At 43.7% G+C, this 19,660-nt stretch carries 9 protein-coding genes; all 9 read left to right on the top strand.

Annotated elements, in window-relative coordinates; genetic code table 11:
• Positions 1–46: 46 nt before the first annotated feature.
• The 9 genes from B5D26_RS11225 (at position 47) to B5D26_RS11185 (ending at position 19,447) form a co-directional block, all read left to right on the top strand.
• Positions 47–2,722, top strand: coding sequence for a Mur ligase family protein (locus B5D26_RS11225; protein ID WP_078745828.1), 2,676 nt, complete (start codon positions 47–49; stop codon positions 2,720–2,722).
• Complete coding sequence (locus B5D26_RS11220) at positions 2,712–3,803, top strand: peptidogalycan biosysnthesis protein (protein WP_078745827.1); 1,092 nt, start codon at positions 2,712–2,714, stop codon at positions 3,801–3,803. Before B5D26_RS11225 ends, B5D26_RS11220 begins: the two co-directional genes overlap by 11 nt.
• On the top strand, positions 3,796–5,640 hold the full coding sequence (locus tag B5D26_RS11215; RefSeq protein WP_078745826.1) for an ATP-grasp domain-containing protein: 1,845 nt from the start codon (positions 3,796–3,798) through the stop codon (positions 5,638–5,640). The genes B5D26_RS11220 and B5D26_RS11215 overlap by 8 nt, the downstream gene beginning before the upstream one ends.
• A 217-nt stretch (positions 5,641–5,857) precedes the next feature.
• Positions 5,858–10,897 (top strand): beta strand repeat-containing protein, encoded by a 5,040-nt coding sequence (locus B5D26_RS11210; RefSeq protein ID WP_139776651.1) that lies wholly within the window; start codon positions 5,858–5,860, stop codon positions 10,895–10,897.
• 78 nt (positions 10,898–10,975) lie between these two features.
• The gene (locus tag B5D26_RS11205) at positions 10,976–14,278 is read left to right on the top strand and encodes a tetratricopeptide repeat-containing sulfotransferase family protein (protein ID WP_078745824.1); all 3,303 of its coding nucleotides are present in this window, start codon (positions 10,976–10,978) and stop codon (positions 14,276–14,278) included.
• The gene (locus B5D26_RS11200) at positions 14,262–14,699 is read left to right on the top strand and encodes an FAD synthase family protein (protein WP_159445652.1); all 438 of its coding nucleotides are present in this window, start codon (positions 14,262–14,264) and stop codon (positions 14,697–14,699) included. Before B5D26_RS11205 ends, B5D26_RS11200 begins: the two co-directional genes overlap by 17 nt.
• A gap of 1 nt (position 14,700) precedes the next feature.
• On the top strand, positions 14,701–15,987 hold the full coding sequence (locus B5D26_RS11195; protein ID WP_078745822.1) for a TolC family protein: 1,287 nt from the start codon (positions 14,701–14,703) through the stop codon (positions 15,985–15,987).
• Positions 15,984–18,236 (top strand): ATP-binding cassette domain-containing protein, encoded by a 2,253-nt coding sequence (locus B5D26_RS11190; RefSeq protein ID WP_078745821.1) that lies wholly within the window; start codon positions 15,984–15,986, stop codon positions 18,234–18,236. The genes B5D26_RS11195 and B5D26_RS11190 overlap by 4 nt, the downstream gene beginning before the upstream one ends.
• Positions 18,236–19,447: an HlyD family type I secretion periplasmic adaptor subunit gene (locus B5D26_RS11185; protein ID WP_078745820.1), complete on the top strand. Its 1,212-nt coding sequence runs from the start codon at positions 18,236–18,238 to the stop codon at positions 19,445–19,447. Before B5D26_RS11190 ends, B5D26_RS11185 begins: the two co-directional genes overlap by 1 nt.
• The last annotated feature ends 213 nt before the right edge of the window (positions 19,448–19,660 follow it).

Below are 19,660 nucleotides of genomic sequence, written 5' to 3'. Positions count from 1 at the left end.
ATACTATTGATCGGGCTTTTTTGTGATTTAAGTTATTGGGGTATTTATGCTTTCTCATGTAGATCTCAGCTCGCTTTTTTTTTATGTCGGCGCTAAGTCTAAACTATCAGGCTCAACTGCTACTGCTATTCTAACAACTGATACGGATCTTCATAACTGGCCTAAAAATGCAGCCCAAATTACTGCAAATATAAGTGCAATGCACAGTAGAGCACAGACCCATAAATCGATGGATGAGCGGTGTTTGGTGTCAGCAGACTCATCCTATTCCACCAAAAGCAGCGGAGCACTTTTTTTTGCAGAACAAGTGATTTCTTTAACTATCGCCATTCAACGCCTTGCTAGAGATGCGGTGGGCAAAGGTGAAGTTCTAGAGGCGTCAAGCACTCGTGTCGCTATTGCACTGCCTTGGCAACGAAAAGAGGTGCTAAAAGCAGCCTTGTCATTGGCTATAAAACATTTACTGCTCTGGTCACAAGAAACAACTAATACAACCGTTCAAAAGAAACTTTCAGCTGAACTTAACACTTGGCTTAACCAAGTCCAGCCAGCAGGTTTATTACCTAACACTTTGCGCTTTGCACTATCAGCATTGGATAAACGCTACCCTATTGATATCGAACATGGGGTGTTAAACATTGGCTGGGCTGCCCAGCAGAAACGTTTAGACAGTAGCTTTACCGAGTCAACCAGTACTATCGCTACTCGATTAGCTAGAAACAAGGCGCAAACAATTGCAATCTTATCAGCCAATGGCATACCTACACCTAATACTTGTTTAGTGAGCATTTGGTCAGAAGCACTTCAGGTTGCACAGCAACTTGGTTGGCCTGTAGTCGTCAAACCGAATAATCAAGACCAAGGTGTTGGCATTACGCCAAATATTAGGAATCAGGTACAACTGGAGCAGGCTTTTAAAGCAGCCAAAGCGCTAAGCCAAGAAGTTATTGTTGAGCAACACATTGTAGGTAAGGATTACCGTCTTTTAGTTGTTAAGGGGCAGTTACTAGTTGCGACAGAAAGAGTTGCAGGATCTGTGATTGGTAATGGGCAGTCGACAGTAGCCCAATTAATAGAGCTTGCCAATCAAGATAGCCGAAGAGGGCAGGATAAACGCAGCCTCTTAATGAGGCTAATTCTAGATGAAGAAGCTCAATCTTGTTTAGCTGAGCAAAACTTGAAGGTGAATGAAATACCTAAAGCAGGCCAGTCAATCTATCTGCGACGCACAGCTAATATTAGCACGGGGGGAACCGCTATTGATGTTAGTGCCGAAGTACACCCTGATAATCGCCTTATTGCTGAGCGAGCAGCTAGAATTATAGGCTTAGATATTGCTGGCATTGATCTACTATGTCCAGATATTAGCCAGTCTTGGCGAGATGTAGGCGGTGGAATTATTGAGGTAAACGCACAACCCGGCTTTAGGCCACATTGGCTTTCTGCTCTTGAACGCGATATCAACAGTGAGATACTCGACACCCTATTTCAAGGTCAATCGCCGCGCATACCTGTTGCCGCGATTACTGGAAGTAATGGTAAAAGCACCGTTGCTAAAATGCTGCACCATATTTGGAAAACTTCTGGTAAAACAAGTGGTGTTTGTACCACCAATGGAGTTTGGATTAACAATGATTTAATTATAGATCGGAATCTTTCAGGCCATCCGGGAGCTAAAATATTACTACGAGACCCAGTGGTTGAGGCTGCTGTAATTGAGCTTCCTAGAAAAGGGCTTTTGTATTTTGGTCATCCTTGTGATCAGTATCAAGTCTCAGCTTTATTGAATATTCAAGATGACCATATTGGTGTTGATGGTATCAATAGTTTAGAGGAGATGGCTAATCTAAAGGCTAGTGTGCTACATCGAACACAAAATGCGATTATTGTAAACGCAGATGATGCTCTTTGTTTAAATGAAGCTCAATTGTCAGAGAAATTTATCAGCAAACCTGAGCTAATTCTAGTATCAAGAAGTGCATCTAATACAGCTATTCAACAGCATCTCCACAAAGGTAATCGCGCTGCATTCCTAGCACAACACAAAGGAGAGCTTTGGATTGTATTCGCAGAGGGTGCGACTCAGACGCCTCTTATGTCAGTGAATAGCATTCCTGCAACGATGAAAGGATTATGGTACTTTAATGAAATGAATGCTCTATTCTCTGCGACTTTGGCTTGGGCGCAAGGTGTAGAGTTTAACTATATTAAAGTTGGCTTAGCGTCTTTTACTAATACTCCTTTGCATAATATTGGGCGATACAACTTTATTGAAGGCTATCCATTCAAAGTCCTGCTTGATTTCGCACATAACGCTGATGGCGTCAAGGTATTATGTCAGGCTATTGATAGCTTAGAAGTTACTGGAAAAAAACGGGTACTGTGTTTACAGCTGGGTAACCGTCATCGCTCACACCTATCAGCTTGCGCACCCTATCTTGCAAAAACATTCAACCATTTCTATCTAGGTTGTGATGCTAAGCTTGTTGAAAAATCCATTGACTATAAGGGAAATAATCCCGTTCAAAATATGCTGACAGCATTTTCTAAAGAACTAGAAAAGCAAAGCGTGGCTTTGAGCCAAATACAGCTGGAGCCTGATCAATCTTTAGCAATAAAAATGGCGATGAATGACTCTATGGATGGCGATATATTAGTTGTTTTATCTGAGCCAGAAATATTTTTTGCAGTAGAAAAAGAGCTCAATAAGCATGAATCTTAGAACAAATATTTATTCATCTATATCTGAAATTGATTCTATTGGTTGGAATGCTTGCTCCGAAGATGAGCCTTATCTACGGCATGAGTTCTTTTTAGCGCTAGAACACAGTATTAATCTTGCTGAAAAAGGAATTAAGCCCGTTTATATTACGATGACAGATCAGTCAGGGAAAATATTTGCCTGCGCTCCTGCTGCTATGAAGTGGGGAAATAAGCGAGAGTTTGGCCCAGAAATAAACTGGCTGAACAAAGGAATTGAGAGACATTGTTTTAACTGGCCAAAGCTACAGGTAGGGGTACCTCTATTCCCAGTAACAGGACCAAGGTTGCTCACACTTAAAGGTGAAAAAGAGCAATATATAAAAAAGCTTCTAATTCAAGCACTTTATGACATTACCAACTCAAACCCTTCTATACAAGCTTTAAACATTATGCATACTCAGCCAGAGGATGCAGATATTTTAGAAAAAGAAGGTTGGTTAATAAGTCAAGAAGAAAGCTCTGTTTGGTATAACAATAATTTTTCATCATTTGATCATTACGTAGCTAGTATTGGACATAGAAAACGTAGAATGATGCGCCTTGACAGAAGTTCAATCTATGACAATGGAATAAAAATACTAACTCATAGAGGAGAGGATATTGATATAAACTTCTGGCATGAATTTTACTTAGGCTATGAGAAGGTTTGCACCTCTCATCAGTGCAAACCTTGGTTAACAACAGCTTTTTTCGAACAATTACATAGGAGAATCCCTAATTCCATTCTAACTTTTTCCGCTTATAAAGATAATGTTTTTTTAGGAGGAGTATTCTGCCTATTAAGTAAAAGTTCTCTTCATGTTCAGACTTGGTCTATGTCAAAAAATACTCCTAACTTATGTTTTGAGCTTGTTTGCTACAAACCCATTGAATATGCGATAGAAAACAACATCAAATTTATCAACACAAGTGTTAGTGCATCACACAAAAACTACAGGGGATTTCAATCTGAAAAAGTGGTTAATGCACATTGGTTTTGTAATAAAGAATTGAAAGAAATCGCTAGAATTACCTTGGGAAATAAATCTGATTATGTTTGATATTCAATATATTCACAACTACCCTGGTATCAGCCCTTTCGCTAAAGAACCAATACTGCTCGCATTAATCACACCATCAGGTTTGATAAGCAAAGAAATATATCAACGGTGCCTGAATTTATTTGCTCATTATCCAGAGTGGCTTTCTGATGAACTCAGCCAGCACTTAACTGAGATGAAAGATCCTCCTCCACTTGAGCTATCACCTCAAGTTCTTCTTGGTAAAACCATTGCCCAGTGGACCTTGGCAGCGCTCAATGAAGTTAGAGGTTTTATACAGGCAGCAGGTGCGGATGTTACTCCAGATGGCCGTATTCAAGTTTGGCTAGGTTTTCACCATATTCAAGTCAGTAAAACGGCCTTAGAGCTTACACTTAGAGCATTATTGTTAGCTGGAGACTCTACAGAAGGTATCAGCATACAGAATAAAGCCATCATTGATCAGCAACTCAATGCGTTGTGGCTAGATTGCAAGCAGTGCCATCCAGATTATCAAGCTAGAATATTAATGTATGCGGCTCAACAACTCGGCATCCCATTTCTACCTTTTATTGAGAACTCTAGATTTTGGCAGTTTGGATGGGGCTGCAATGCCAGAGTTTTTATGGAATCGGCCTCAAATAAAGACGGTATGCTTGCTGCCCATTGGGCAGGTTCAAAAGTGAGCAGCAAACAGATATTTGTTCAGTTAGGAATGCCCACTCCTCAGTACCTTCTGGTTCAGCATCAAGAACAGCTTGAAGAGGCTGCGTTAAAAGTAGGATGGCCTTGTGTAATTAAGCCGCTGAACTGCGGAGGCGGCAAAGGGGTTAGTGCTAACATTCAAAACTTAGCAACATTAAAGAAAGGTTATCACTATGCTCGAAAGTTCAGTAGTGACAGTTTAATGGTTGAGCGTCACATTGAAGGCGATGACTACCGAATAATGGTGATAGGAGGAAAAGTAAGTGCGGTTATTCGACGCGATCCTGCCTCTATTACTGGGGATGGCATTCAAACTATTTCCCAGCTAATAAAACAACTCAACAAAAACAGAACTACTAATTTAGTAAAATCGGCTTATAAGCGACCGATTATGATTGACGATGTCTTAATTGCTCAACTTGAGCAGCAGGATGTTTCTTTAAACTATGTACCTGCCACTGGAGTTAAAATTAGCTTAAGAAGCAATGCCAATATTTCAACAGGTGGCAGTGGTACTGATGTTAGTACAGGCGTTCATCCTGATTTAATTAAAGCAGCAGAAGCGATAGCAACAACAATGGGGCTTCACACCACAGGGGTTGACTATATTACCACTGATATTAGTCGCTCTTGGAGCGAGGGAGCAGGCACATTTATTGAGGTTAATACAACTCCCGGACTTGATGTATTAATTTCATCTGGGCTAGATCCATTAACCGTGGGGACGCAAGTTTTAGGTGAGACTATTGCTTCTGTGCCTATTTGTTTTATTGTGGTGTCGCCTGAGGAGCTAGATATTGTAATGGAGATTTTGCAGCAGAAAAGCCTGTCAGATGACAAAGGCTGGAGCTGTAAGCAAAAGGTTAGCATCGGAAGCTTGACACTGAACACAGAAGGTATGTCGCCACAGCAAGCAACAGAGGTGATGTTGCGACATCAAAGTTTACATCAAGCGATTGTCGTTTACGACACTGAACAGCTTATGCGCTATGGCGCACCAATCAGCCAGTGTGAGCAAGTTTTAGTGTCACCTATGGCTGTAAAAGTGCTTTCTAGACCTTGGATTGGTATGCTGAAGGGATTACCGAGCAAAAATACTCTGTCGACCTGTGGTATTGAAGAGATCTGCATACAATTAACTCAATATTATTAAACACTTAGCCACTCTATTAAAACTTAGGGAAAACCCTAGTATCTAAAAATAAAATAATGCGTACAATCTATTAATAAATAAAAATCAATAAAATAAATAATTTAATGACAATACCGATAATACCGATAATACCGATAATACCGATAATACCGATAATACCGATAATACCGATAATACCGATAATACCGAACCCTAATCCTGCTCGCCGGAGTTCTACTTGAATACAATAATGTTAATTGAAAAAACACGTGGGCAAATTACGCGTGAAATCGCCTTGCATAACCTTGCAACCTTAACTGCATCGCAAGGTGCTACTTACATTATTGTAGACTCTGAGACGCAACAACAACCTGAGAACTTGGTATTAAAACGCAAGGGTGATCAACTTGAAATTGAAGTTGATGATAAACCCGTCGCCATTATTGATCAGTTTTATACTGAAGGTACCGCTGCCAGTTTCAGCATCGGTGCTGAAATTTCTGCGGAGAATATTGTCGCCAGCAGTGAAGATACAACAAAGAGTGATGAAGGTGAGGTGGTTGTATGGCCTACCTCCGATGGCTCAGGCATACTCTGGGGCGCTCTGGCAAGTGCTGGTGCATTATTTTCAAGCAATGGTTCTAGCAGTGCATCTGAAGAGGTCACACCGACACCAACACCTTCAAGCTACAACATTGTGGTCTCTGCCGTAGCGGGACCTTTTGTCTCAGAAGTTCAAGTGGACATCTATGATAACAATGGTAACTCATTAGGCAGCGGTCAATATGATGTGGCAAGCGGCCAATTCAAGCTGAACATCGCCAGTGACTATAAAGGCCCTTTTGTGGTGTTTGTCAGCGACATTAACGGTGACCAAGGCGACTACCTAGATGAAGCAACCAATACTTTAGTGAGCTTGGGTAGTGAACCTTTACGAGCAATGGGCTATGCCAACGGGACTGGTGATGTTTATTTAAGCGTAACCCCTTTAACGGAGTTAGCAGCGCGTAAAGCCAATATCGCAGATAAAGCCACTATTGATGCGAATAAAGCCAATGGCACACAAACAGTCATTGTGACTGAAGCAAACCTTGAAGCAAACGCTCAAGTGGCCACCTTATTCGGCTTGGACGACATTCTAGCCCCTGTGACTACGGTGGTGGATGTTAATTTCCAGACAACTGATGGCATCAATAGTGCTGAGCGTTACGGTGAAGTACTGGCTCAACTTTCGGGTGCAGATAAACACACTGGCAGTCTATCGAACACACTGAAGCAGTTAGAAGATGCTATTGTGCCCCAAGCCTCAAGCACAACTGGCCAAAATAGCCTTGCGATGAACCAAGAAGGGGTAGATTTACTTAAAAAAGGGGTTGAAAAGTTCGAGGAAGGTGAGAATAAAGACAAAGCAGACTTAGGTAACTCGTTAGTTCAACCACCGATCATCTCTTCTGCCACAGACGGTATTAATGCCGCGGAAAAAGCAGCAGGTATTACTGTAGGCATTAAAGGTGCGGTAGCAGGGGATGTGGTGACGGTAAACTGGGGAGGAAGTATATTTACAGCCACCATTTCCAGCACAGATTTTGACGCATCAGGCCTAGCAAACCTAGCAGTGCCTAGCAACCTGATCAGCTCAACACAAGAAGGGCGTACCTCTGTTAGTTATCATATTAATGAGGGGATCGAAAGCCCTGCAACCCTTATTCTAGTTGACTCCACCGCCCCCGTTGTTCTTTCAATAGACGTTGCAGACCATTCAGACACCGGATTGTCAAACACCGATGACATCAGTAAAGAAACCACGCCTAACTTGCGTATTGGTCTTGAAAGCGCTGATAGCTCGTTAGTGGGAGGGCAGCTTCGTTTAACCAGTAATGGTGCATTGATTGGTTCTGTAACTCTGACAGAAGCTGACCGTAGTCAAGGCTATATTGACATTACAACCTCGGCACTGGGTGCAGATGGCGTTAAACAGCTTGTAGCTACAATAGTCGATAAAGCAGGTAACGAGAGTGCAGCCACCGCTTTATCTTATACGCTAGATACCAATCTACAGGCTGCAACGCTCAGCCTTAATACGGGCTCGGATACAGGGCTATCTAACACCGACAACATCAGCCAAGATGCAACGCCCACCGTACGCATTAGCTTAAAATCAGATGCAGGATTAGCTGGCACTACCGTACAACTCAACGCAAATGGTGCGCCAGTCGGTAGCGCGGTGATCAGTACAACCGATATCAGTCGTGGTTACATTGAAATAGAAACCAGCACGTTAGGAATAGACGGCAGTAAAGCGTTAACCGCCACACTAACAGACACCGCAGGCAACCAGTCTACCTCTGCCATCTATGCCTATACCCTAGATACAACAACACCTGCGTTGTCAGCTAAGATACTGGATGGATTGGACAGCAATCCAACACCAACCGTTCGCATCAGTCTCGACTCTAGTGACTCCAGCCTTTTAGGAGGTAAAATAGACCTGTACTCGGGTCTGGGCCCAATAGGCTCTGCCACCATAAGCCAAGCCAATATAAACACGGGTTACATTGATATTAAGACCCGAGACCTAGGTGACAGTGGCGTAAAAAATATCGCCATCAGCATCAAAGATATTGCAGGAAATACTCAGACTCAGTCACTGTCTTATACCCTAAAAGACACTACGCCGGCTCTACCCACCGTTAAAGTCACCAATATTGATATCAGCGAAGACAGCGGCACTAGTAGTCATGATTTTATCACCAATGTTGCCAGTCAAACGGTTACCGCAACGCTAAGTGAAGCATTGGCCGAAGGCGAGGTGTTATATGGCTCAGCCGATGGTGGTGCCAATTGGGTGAATATCAACAACATGATAGGCAGTGACACTACCACCCTAACCTGGACAGGAGTGACACTCAATGGCAGTAGCTCACTGCGCTTTAAAGTGCGTAACAGCCTAGGTGATAATGGGGAAGAAACCAGCCAAACCTATACTCTGGACAGCAAAGCAGCAACAGCACCTACGCTGGATCTTGTGGAAAGCTCCGATACAGGCACCTTAAATACCGATGATATCAGCTATGACACCACCCCAACCATACGTATTAGCTTAGACGGCCAAGACACCAGCCTCACTGGTGGCAAAGTGATCTTGAGCTCAGGGGCAAGTGCAGTAGGCAGCGTGAATATCACCGCTACCGACCTCAGCAACGGCTACGTAGAGATCACCAGTAGTGCTCTAGGCGAAGATGGCATTAAAGCACTGAGCGCGACTGTGGAAGACCTTGCAGGCAACCGCACCAATTCGACGGATACTCTGTCTTATACACTTGACACAGTTGCGACAGAGACTGTGAACAACATTACCATAGGTGAAGACACGGGTATCAGTGGCGAAGACTTTGTAACCAGCATATCAAACCAGTGGGTAAGAGGGACATTAAATACTCAACTAGCTAGCGGTGACACCTTGTATGGCTCAAGTGATGGTGGCGAAAACTGGGTTAATCTGAACAACATGCTGGGAGAGGATGGCACACAACTAAGTTGGAGCTCAGTGTCGTTATCCGGTAGCAGCTCTATCAGGTTTAAAGTGACAGACATTGCAGGTAATAGCAGCACAGAAAGTCGTCAAGACTATGTGCTGGATACTATTGCACCTAATATACCAACCTTAAACATTGTCGGTGAAGACTCTGATACGGGCGCTTCTAGCGCTGACAAGATCAGCCGCGACACAACCCCTACAGTACGTATCAGCCTTGATGGTGAAGATGCCAGCCTTGAGGGTGGTAAAGCCAACGTCACATTGAATGGTAGTGTGGTGGGCTGGGCGAGTATCACGAATACAGACCTCAGCAATGGCTATGTTGAGGTCACAACCAGCAGCTTAGGCGAAGATGGCGTTAAAACACTGAGCGCGACAGTGGAAGACTTAGCGGGTAATAGTTCAAGTTCCTCTGCCTCACTGCAATATACATTAGATACAACAGTACCCAATATCCCAACCTTGTACGTTGTTGGAGAAGACTCTGATACAGGCGCTTCTAGCTCTGACAATATCAGCAGTGATGACACGCCTACAATACGCATCACCCTTGATGGTGAAGACTCAAGCCTTGATGGTGAAGACTCAAGCTTTGGTGGTGAAGACTCAAGCTTTGGTGGTGAAGACTCAAGCCTTGAGGGTAAAGCCAGCATCATGTTGAATGGTGAAGAGGTTGGTTTTGCGAATATCACAAGGGAAGATTTAAATAATGGCTATGTAGACATTACCACTAGCAGCTTAGGCGAAGATGGCATAAAAGCACTGAGCGCAACAGTGGAAGACTTAGCGGGCAATAGTTCAAGTTCCTCAAGCTCGCTGTCATACACTTTAGATACTGTAGCTCCTAGTATACTGAACTTAAATGTTGAAAATGCCTATGCCAATGGCAACCAGCTGATATTTACCTTACAAGATGGCTTAAACCTAGACAGCACTAATATTGCTGCTGCAAGTGCCTTTACGGTAACGGGTAGTGTGTCAAATACTATAACCGTGAACAGCCTAAGCGTTGATGCAACCGCCAAAACGGTGACTTTAACGCTGACTAGTACTGTGGTGCCAGGGGAAACCTTGCAGCTTAGCTATACTGGCCCAACTGCCAATAACGATGTAAGTGCAATACAAGATATTGCAGGTAATGATCTAGCCTCATTTAGTACCTTAGCTATTGAAAATATCACACCTATCCGCGTTATTGTTGAAACAACGGGTGCTTACATTGATGCTAATGGTGATGGTATTAAAGGTGAAGATGAAGTAACAACTGCCAGTTTCGCTTCAGGTGACAATGCAGACTTGGCTAACAAGCAGGTTACTATTCATTATAACGCTATTCCAAGCACAGCGCTTGATTTAACAGGCTTTGGTGAAGATGATCAGATAGAGCTAGATATTTCTGCCATATTGTCCCCTTCTAGCCTGATAGGCCTTAGCTACCTTGAAAAGGTTCAAGACTATAATACTTTTGCAGATAATAAGTACTATTATATTGAATACATAAATAGCCCAAACAAAGCTATAGGCATTGATATTAGTGGCAATTTACTAGTCGGGACTAAAACAAGCAGACATTACACTGATCGTTTCTCAATTGGTTCAAATAGTTATCATACCTCGTATCTTCATGACGTCACATTTAATAACACCAATACTATTGGTAATAATGCAGGCAGTGTTAACTTCGAAGATATTGATTTCTTGGTTTACTCTGTATCAGGACCAGGATCAGGTTCAATTTAAGGCCTAATTAACATTAAAAATGTACACCCAGCCTTGTGCTGGGTGTTTTTTTAATATATTTATCAGACATCAATAATCATGCTTGAAAATCTAGAAATACTACTGTCTAAATCTTGTTTTATTGATCTTAACGATCAATTAGAAAACTTTATTTCAGGTTGTGATGAAAAATTTAATATACAGCCCTATATGGCTTTATATTTTTTATCTTTAGCTTTATCTAAGCCAGAGCAAGCTGAAACCTTAGCTGATAAATTAGCCGATGCCAAAACCATTAGCTGTGCTAAAACAGCACTATGGATTGGCAGTGCATGGTATCTTTTAAAGCAACCTTTTAAAGCCATAGCCTATTTAAAAAAATCGGTTGAGCTAGACGCTAACAATGGTTTGGCTCAAGCCCGTACTGGCGCTTGTTATTTAATTTTGGGTGAGCAGCAGACTGCCCAACCCCACTTAGAAAAGGCCTCGCAGTTATTGCCCAATACAGGCGGGGTGTGGCTTAACCTAGCTCGTGCCTATTTAATGCAAGGGCAGTTAGAGCAAGCCACGCAAGCGTTACAAACCGCTGCGCCATTAAAGGATAAAGACGAGGCCACTTATTTAAAAAGCCGTGTTGAAGTACTGCTACTACAGCAAGACTATAACGCAGCAGAGGTATTGGCACGGGCAGGTATTGCCAATCAGGTGAAACGCGCCCATGCGATATTGGTGTTGTTATTGTCGGCATCAGGTCAGCATGACCAAGCCCGCTTAGAGTTACACCAAGCCTTAGATGCAGAGCCTAACAATGATGAGCTACTGTCTTTAGCGGTAGAGCTAGCCAATGTTTCTGGCCGTTTTTACGAGGCCGCACATTGGCTGCAACAAGCCATTGTGCGTCAGCCTGAAAGCAGCGCCCTGTGGAGCCAACTGGCTTTATTATCATCAAAACGCTTCAAAGACTTTGATAGCCGTATCGCGGCAGATAAGGCTTTGCAGCTCAGCCAAAAAGAAGGGGTTGAACAACGGGTTTTGGCGCTCTGTGCGCAGGCTCATGTGCTGGAAAACGAAGAGCAGTTGGAAGCAGCAGAACAAGTGTATCAACAAGCATTGCAACTGATACCCACTGCACCTAATGCGTTGAGTGGCTTAGGCCATTTGCTGATGTTGCTGGGTAGAATTGATGAGGCGGTAACACTTTTTGAGCAGCTCTGCCATGTAGCACCTTTGCAAGGATGGAGCCAGCTAATTAACGCCCGTAAAATTCCAGATCAACCTGAAGTGATTCAACGCTTAGAAACAGCAGCCTATCAGCCCAGCTTAGAAGGCCCTGTAAGAGCACATCTATTGTTCACTTTAGCTAAGGTTTGGGAGCAAAAAGCTGATTATGCTCAAGCATGGCGCTGTGCAGAGGCGGCTAATGAAGCGTCTAAAAAGCATCTGCCCTATTGCCCCGCTGAGCACCGTAGCCAAGTTGAGCATGAAATGGCTTTTTTCTCTGCAACGTTTATGCAAAGCCGTCAGGGTTATGGTGATTCAAGCCATGTGCCTGTATTTATTTTGGGTATGCCAAGATCTGGCACCACTTTAGTAGAGCAAATTCTGGGCAGCCACAGTCAGGTATTTGGTGCGGGTGAGCTGTCTCAAATACCTGCCGCTATTCATCGCTTAAATTTGTGGGAATATAAGCAAGGCTCTCAACGTAGCTACCCAGAGTGCTTGCAAGACTTGGGGTTGGCTGCGTCTAAAAAAGAAGCCCAACGTTTACTGGCTGAGTTACAAGCTCTTGCACCTGATAAAGCTAGAATTGTCGATAAACTGCCTCATAACTTTGAACATATTGGCTTTATTAAGCTTTTATTCCCTAACGCTAAAATTATTCACTTAAAACGTGAACCAAGAGATGTGGCCATCTCTAATTATTTTATCGACTATGCGGCTAAATTTGGTGGTATGGGCTTTGCCTATGATCAAAGCTGGATTGGTGAGCAGTTGGTTGATCATCAGCGATTGATGAACCATTGGCATCAAGTGCTTCCAGAGCAGATATTAGAAGTTGACTATGACCTGCTGGTTGAAGATGTCGAAAGCTGGGCGCATAGAATTATTGATTACTTACAGCTGCCATGGGAGGAGACTGTGCTCTCTTTCCAAAAGTTAGAGCGTGCAGTTAAAACCGCTTCATCTTGGCAAGTCAGGCAGCCGATTTACACCAGCTCAAAAGCAAAATGGAAACGCTATGCCGAGTTCCTTTCGCCTTTAGAGGCTGCATTGGCAGTGGTGCCCAATCCCCCTGAGCCGCTTCCACTAGCAAAGCATGATGCAGGGCTTTTTTCTGATGGTATGGCGCTACTAAAACAAAATAATTTGAGGGCGGCTCAGCTGCTTTTCGAGCAGCTACTACAAGCCAATCCTAATCATGCTGCCGCCCATCACTATTTAGGCGCTTGTTTACAGCAGCAAGGTAAACTGAAAGAAGCGCTGCCTCTTATGAACCGCTCAACAGAGCTGCTCATAGATCACTCATCTTGTAGTAACACCGCTTGGCATAGTAACGCAGCGGTTTGTCATCAAGATTATGCTCGCAAGCTGATGGAGCAAGGACAGCTTGATGTGGCCTTGTCTCATTTAAAGCAGGCATTACAGCACCAAAGTAAGCTTTCAGTTAAGCGGATGGAACAAGTTAAACCTGCCGTTTCATTTGACCATGCCGATATTGAGAATTTACTGTGGCAAACGTTGGCAGCACTGACGGCAATAGATGTGCATGTTTTTCCTCAGTCAGGCACGTTGTTGGGGCTGATTCGAGACGGCCACTTACTGCCTTTTGATAAAGACTTAGATGTTGGCTTACCAGAACACGAGTTTCCAAAGGCACAAGCTTTGTTACTAACAAGTGGCTGGAAGCGAGAAAAAACAGAGCTTCCCGTTGTTAACCCTGTACCCTTTCGGCACATTAAAACAGGGATTGTACTTGACCTATGTCTGTTACGACGTGTAGACACTGAGCACTCAGTGGGTGGCTTATGGCTTAACAATATCCGTAATGACTGGCAGCGTGTTACAGTGTTTCCTAATAGCTGTTTGGCGTTAAAACAGGTCATAACCCGCTATGGCAAGGTGTGGATGTTGCAAAACCCAGAACAATGGCTAACGCTATTTTATGGTGATTGGCGTACACCAAATAAACAATTTAACTCTATTGTTTCTGCCAAAAATATGAGTGGTTTTTCATTGCTGACTTATTGCTATGCTTTAACACGTACTTATCTCTTCTGGCGAGCGGGTCTGTTGGAGAAAGCCTCAAACTTGTTGGAACAAATACAGTTTAAATTGCCGGAAGAAAAATGGCTCTCTGAGATAAAACGTGCAGTTGATGCGAACAATGACAGTGAAAAATAGAGCATTAGTGATCGGAATATTTGATCTCTTTCATGTAGGGCATCTTCGATACTTACAGTATGCCAGAAGTGTTGCTCAGCAATTAGTGGTCGCCTTAGGCTCCGATCAAGTGTGCCTTCGTAGTAAAGGCAAACTTCCTATTATCCCCCAATCACAACGTATGGAGCTTTTACAAGGCTTTGGCTGGATAGATGAGGTTAACTTCATTCCTTGCTCATTAAGTGAGACAGAGCAGTCTGTGGCATGGATGCTGAAGTGGCGTATTGACCATGTTGTTGTGGGTGGCGATTGGGAGCACAGCGAACGATGGCAAAAACTAGAGCCTTTGCTGAATAGCAAAGGTATTTCCGTTGAGTATTCACCTTATACAACTGAAATATCGACAACGGGTATTGTGAATAAAATAAGAAGCACCCATTAATATGTACAGTCTTTATCATTTTGCTAAACATAAACACACTCGCAATATTGTACTGGCAAGTTTACTGCCTTTTTTAAGTGGCTATGCAGTTGCAAATATTGAGCAGCCTGCAAGTTCAGGACTATCTGCGGCATTACAAGCCACTTTAAAACATCACCCTTCTGTACAAGCGGCAAAAAGTGAACTGCGGGTTCATGAGCACGGTATAGATAGTGCAAAGGCAGGGCGCTTGCCATCTTTATCATTACAGGCTAACACGCTTACCAAAGGCTATACGCAAAGCACATTAACCATGCAACAGCCTTTATGGGCCTTTGGTAAAATAGACAATGAAATTGAGCTCAGCCAAGTAAACTACCGAACAGAGCAGTACAATGTTCTGAAGGTACAGCGCCAGCTATTAGAAGATACTGCGGTTGCCTATGCCAAGGTAGAAGGGGTGTCTCAGCGCCTGCAAGTTACAGATCAAAATATTGAAGAGCATGAACGTTTACACCAGCGTGTAGAACGCCGCCGCCAAGGGCAGCTAGCCTCAGAGGCTGATGTCAATATTGCCTACTCCCGATTGATTCAAGCCTATGCTCAGCGTGAACGAGTACGTGCAGAGCTACAAGTGGCATTAAGTGAGTTGCAAGCACTGACTCAGGTAAAGGTTAACGCCAATCTTGCAGTATCAGAACAGTTAGAACTCAGTCCAATTAACACCGCATTTAACACAAAGCAACTGGCTAAAACGGCCAGTGCTAATGTGGCGTATCAACGTGAGCGGTTGAATGTTGTGCAGCTTGGGGTTAATAAAGAAAAAATTTCTATCATGCCAACCCTATTTTTTCGAGTTGAACAAGAGCTGTTAGACACCCCTAGTAATACAGATAAAACCCGAGCAGGTTTGGTGTTACAAGCAAACTTAGAGGGCTTAGGATTTGCTCATCAAGGCCGCACCAAAAGCGCTTTGGCACGTTTAGATGCTGCCGAGCAAGATCTTGACGTTACTTCAAATGAACTAGAGCGAAAAATTAATACGTTAATCTTAAATCGAGATTTACAGCTTAAATTACAGACATCACAGCAAAAAGCAGTAGAGGCTATTCAAGCGACCTTAGATTCATTTCTCAGGCAATACGAGACAGGACGCAAGTCATGGGTTGAAGTGCTGAATACTCAGCGCGATTTAACCGAGCAACGTCTACAACAATCTCAAATTAATAATGAATGGCTGGTTTTTTCGCTCAGAATAAAAGCGATTACAGGCCAATTAGATAGCCTAGCGGGAATAGAAGCGTTATGACCAATACTGCCACAGCAGCGCCAAAGGCACCCGAGGCAGGATTTGCAACAGAGCCACTTTCTGCGGTGATATTAAAAAGCCTGTTGGACAAGCTCAATATATCAGTTTCAACAGGTGCACTTAATCAAGCCTGTCAGCACGCGCAACAAGAGTATGCGGGTGCGACACCAACACAGCGTATGAACGCAGTTTTAAAAACGTTAAAGATCACCCAAGTGAAAGTGGCACAGTTGCGTTGGAGTCGGTTTGATCAGCGTAAACTACCTGCCATGATCTTCTATCAGCAACAATGGCAGCTGATTGAGCGAGATGCAGAGCGTCAGCTCTTACTGACTGGTGCGGATAACGAAACCCAAAAGCTTGATGCTGAAGAGATCGAAGAAGCTTTAATCCTTTGGCTGCAAGTTTTGCCTAAGTCTAACCCAGAAGGTAAAACCTCTATAAAAGAGAGTATTGCCGCGCGCTTAGTGCTATCGGAAGTGTTTAAAACTAAGCGTTGGTTGTTAGATGTTGTAGTGGCTACTTTAATTGTCAACTTGCTGGCCGTGATGTCATCGCTATTTGCCATGCAGGTATATGACCGCGTTGTGCCAACCTTGGCCTATGCCACGTTATGGACATTGGTAGCGGGGATGGGCATCGTTATGATTCTAGACTGGTCACTGAAAACAATACGAGCCAGAATCTTAGACAGCTTGTCCTGCGCTACCGACAAATCAGTTACTCAGAAAGTGTTTGACCATGTAATGCAGCTGCAATTAGACACGCGACCTAGAAGTTTAGGTACATTAGCGGCTCAAGTGGGAGGTTTAGATTCTGTTCGGCAGTTTTTCTCATCTGGGGTTATTTTTGCGCTAGTGGATTTACCCTTTGCCTTGATGTTTATTGCCTTTATCTGGGTAGTAGGTGGCTCTATTGCATGGGTGTATTTATTGGCACTGCCAATAGCCGCTATGTTGGGCTGGGTGAGCCAAAAACGATTACGTAAGTTATTGAAACAGCAGATGTTACGTTCTAATGAACGTCAAGGCTTACTAGTCGATACCATTCAAGGTGCTGAATCTATACGCACTAACAATGCCACTTGGCGCTTTTCAGAAGAGTGGAAATCAATAACCGCTTCAATCTCAGGCTATAACATTCGGCAGAAAGCGATCAGTAACTTTGCCACCGTTACAACAGGCACCTTGGCATCACTGACCTCTGTAGCCGCCATTGTTGTCGGTGTCGCTGAAATTGAAGCGGGTAACTTGACGATGGGGGCATTAATCGCCTGTAGTATTTTAGGCGGGCGTGTCATCGCACCTGTTGCCCAAAGTGTGCAGTATTTGGTGCAATGGCAAACCGTATCTCAATCACTCAGCATGGTCGATCAAGTTTTAAAGCTAGATACAGAGCGACGTGCTGATCAGTCTTTATTAATGCCCGATGAACCACCTAAGCAGATTGGGCTAGAGAATATTCGCTTCTCTTATCCCAACAGCCCTATTCAACAGCTCAATATTGCACAGTTTAATGCACAGGCGGGTGACCGCATTGCACTCTTAGGCAGTATTGGCTCAGGTAAGTCCACGTTACTGAAAGTTTTGGCCGGATTATATCGCCCCTCTGAAGGACGTATCCGCTTAGGACAAGCTGACCTGTGGGAGATTGATCCTAGAGTCGTCTCCGACCATGTGAGTTATTTACCCCAAAGTGTACATTTATTTAAAGGCACACTGCGCAGTAATCTCACACTATCGGGTGTGGCCAGTGACTCGCATCTACTAAGAGTCTGTGAATCGTTAGGAATTGATCGTATCGCCGCTGATAGCCCCAACAGCATGGACTTAGTGATCAGTGAGGGTGGAGAAGGTCTATCTGGAGGCCAACGCCAACTGGTTGGTTTAGGGCGTATCTTTTTGGCACAACCCAAAGTGTGGTTATTAGATGAACCAACCGCATCATTAGACAATGAAAGTGAGCGACAAGTGATGACCGCACTGCGTGCTTATGTGAAGCCAGAAGATATTCTGATCATCGCAACACATCGCCCAGCATTGGCGGCTCAGATGGCGAATAGGATCATCGTGATGCAACAGGGTAAGATTGTTGCCGATGGCCCAGCCGATAAAATACTGCCCAAAATGATGGTACGCCCGCAAAAGGCGGTATCTGCCGGAGCAGCAGCGGCATCCAATACAGATACGGCACCAAATCCTAGAAGTAGCAACGGCAGCTCAGCCCAATCTGGTGAGGATACAGTGTAATGCTATTAGACAGTTTCTTTTCCAGTGACCATCAACGCTCACCTGACCAGCATAGCAAATTAGAAAGCTATCATAAGCGCCACTATTCAGCCGTATTGCTGCTGCTATTGGCTGGTTTTATAGGCTTTGTTGCTTGGGCTAATTCTTTTTACATTGATCAAGTTGCCCGCGCTACCGGAGAAGTTATCTCCAGTAGCCGAGTGCAAATTATCCAAGCGGTTGATGCAGGTGTTTTATCTCAGCTTAATGTACGTGAAGGCGATCAAGTAAAAGCGGGACAGGTTTTGGCTCAATTTGACCAAGTTCGTCTTGATGCCTATGTAAAAGAAATTGAAGCACGTTATTTTGCGCTGAAAGCTAAGGCAGTACGTTTGCGCGCAGAAGTTACAGGTCAAAAAAAGCTGGTATTTCCAGCATTTTTTGCAGCTTATAGCGAACAGGTTCAGGTTGAGCAGGCGCTATTTGAGCAGCGTAGAACAGGACTTAATGAAGAGCTGCGAGTGCTAAATGATGCTATCGAACTGGCTCGTGAAGAGGTTAGCTTAGTCAAGAAGCTGTCTCGCTCTGGTGATGTAAATCGCTCAGAAGTGATCAGAGTAGAGCGGGCGCTTAACGAAACAGAAACTAAATATATTGTTAGAAAAAACAGATACTTAGAAGAGTCCAGCACTGAACTAACCAAAGTTGAAAATGAAATTGCTCAAAATGAGCAAATACTGACACAACGTAAACAGCAGCTGGATGACAGTGTCTTCACCGCGCCAGTTTCAGGTATCGTGAAAAATATTAGAGTCACAACCGTAGGCGGGGTACTGCGAGCAGGTGAAGAACTGATGCAAATCATTCCAGTTGATGAAGATTTGGTCATTGAAGCCAAAGTAAGTCCTGTGGATATCGCATTGGTTCGTTCAGGTTTAGAGACAACAATTCGCTTCGACCCATTTGATTACACCATTTATGGTGGCGTTCAAGGTGAAGTGATTTATGTCAGTGCCGATACGCTTAAAGAAGAAAGCGCCAAAGGCGAGGAAATCTATTACCGAGTCCATGTTTCTTTTAAGCGTAGCACCGTAACGACAACAGGCAGAAGCCTAGAGATTTTACCAGGCATGACCGCACAGCTTGATATTAAAACTGGTGAGCGCACGGTGATGGAGTATTTGCTAAAACCTTTACGCAAAACCTTGTCTGAAGCATTTGGCGAGCGATAGAGATACTGTCTTAGGGTTAGTCTGATAGCGCTCAAGATCCAGTATTGTGCCTCTCATGTTAATAATGAGTTCATCTGCACTCTTCAGTAGCTTAGCGAAAAAGGTGGCAACTTTTGTATCGCCACTTCTGAGATCCGCTCATGGGGTGTCGTTAGATCTAATTTTGTGAAGGGTTTTGGGCGTTGATCAGGTTGATAACGGGATCAATGAGGG

This window comes from Oceanospirillum multiglobuliferum (assembly GCF_900167095.1).
In the GTDB taxonomy this organism is placed as follows: domain Bacteria; phylum Pseudomonadota; class Gammaproteobacteria; order Pseudomonadales; family Halomonadaceae; genus Oceanospirillum; species Oceanospirillum multiglobuliferum.
This window is presented reverse-complemented; position numbering and strand designations above follow the sequence as displayed.

What these genes read in the sequence shown, in the direction of transcription:
- B5D26_RS11220 (WP_078745827.1), top strand. Translation starts at nt 2,712, where the DNA reads ATGAATCTTAGAACAAATATTTATTCATCTATATCTGAAATTGATTCT.
- B5D26_RS11185 (WP_078745820.1), top strand. Translation starts at nt 18,236, where the DNA reads ATGCTATTAGACAGTTTCTTTTCCAGTGACCATCAACGCTCACCTGAC.
- B5D26_RS11225 (WP_078745828.1), top strand. Translation starts at nt 47, where the DNA reads ATGCTTTCTCATGTAGATCTCAGCTCGCTTTTTTTTTATGTCGGCGCT.
- B5D26_RS11195 (WP_078745822.1), top strand. Translation starts at nt 14,701, where the DNA reads ATGTACAGTCTTTATCATTTTGCTAAACATAAACACACTCGCAATATT.
- B5D26_RS11205 (WP_078745824.1), top strand. Translation starts at nt 10,976, where the DNA reads ATGCTTGAAAATCTAGAAATACTACTGTCTAAATCTTGTTTTATTGAT.
- B5D26_RS11190 (WP_078745821.1), top strand. Translation starts at nt 15,984, where the DNA reads ATGACCAATACTGCCACAGCAGCGCCAAAGGCACCCGAGGCAGGATTT.
- B5D26_RS11200 (WP_159445652.1), top strand. Translation starts at nt 14,262, where the DNA reads ATGACAGTGAAAAATAGAGCATTAGTGATCGGAATATTTGATCTCTTT.
- B5D26_RS11215 (WP_078745826.1), top strand. Translation starts at nt 3,796, where the DNA reads ATGTTTGATATTCAATATATTCACAACTACCCTGGTATCAGCCCTTTC.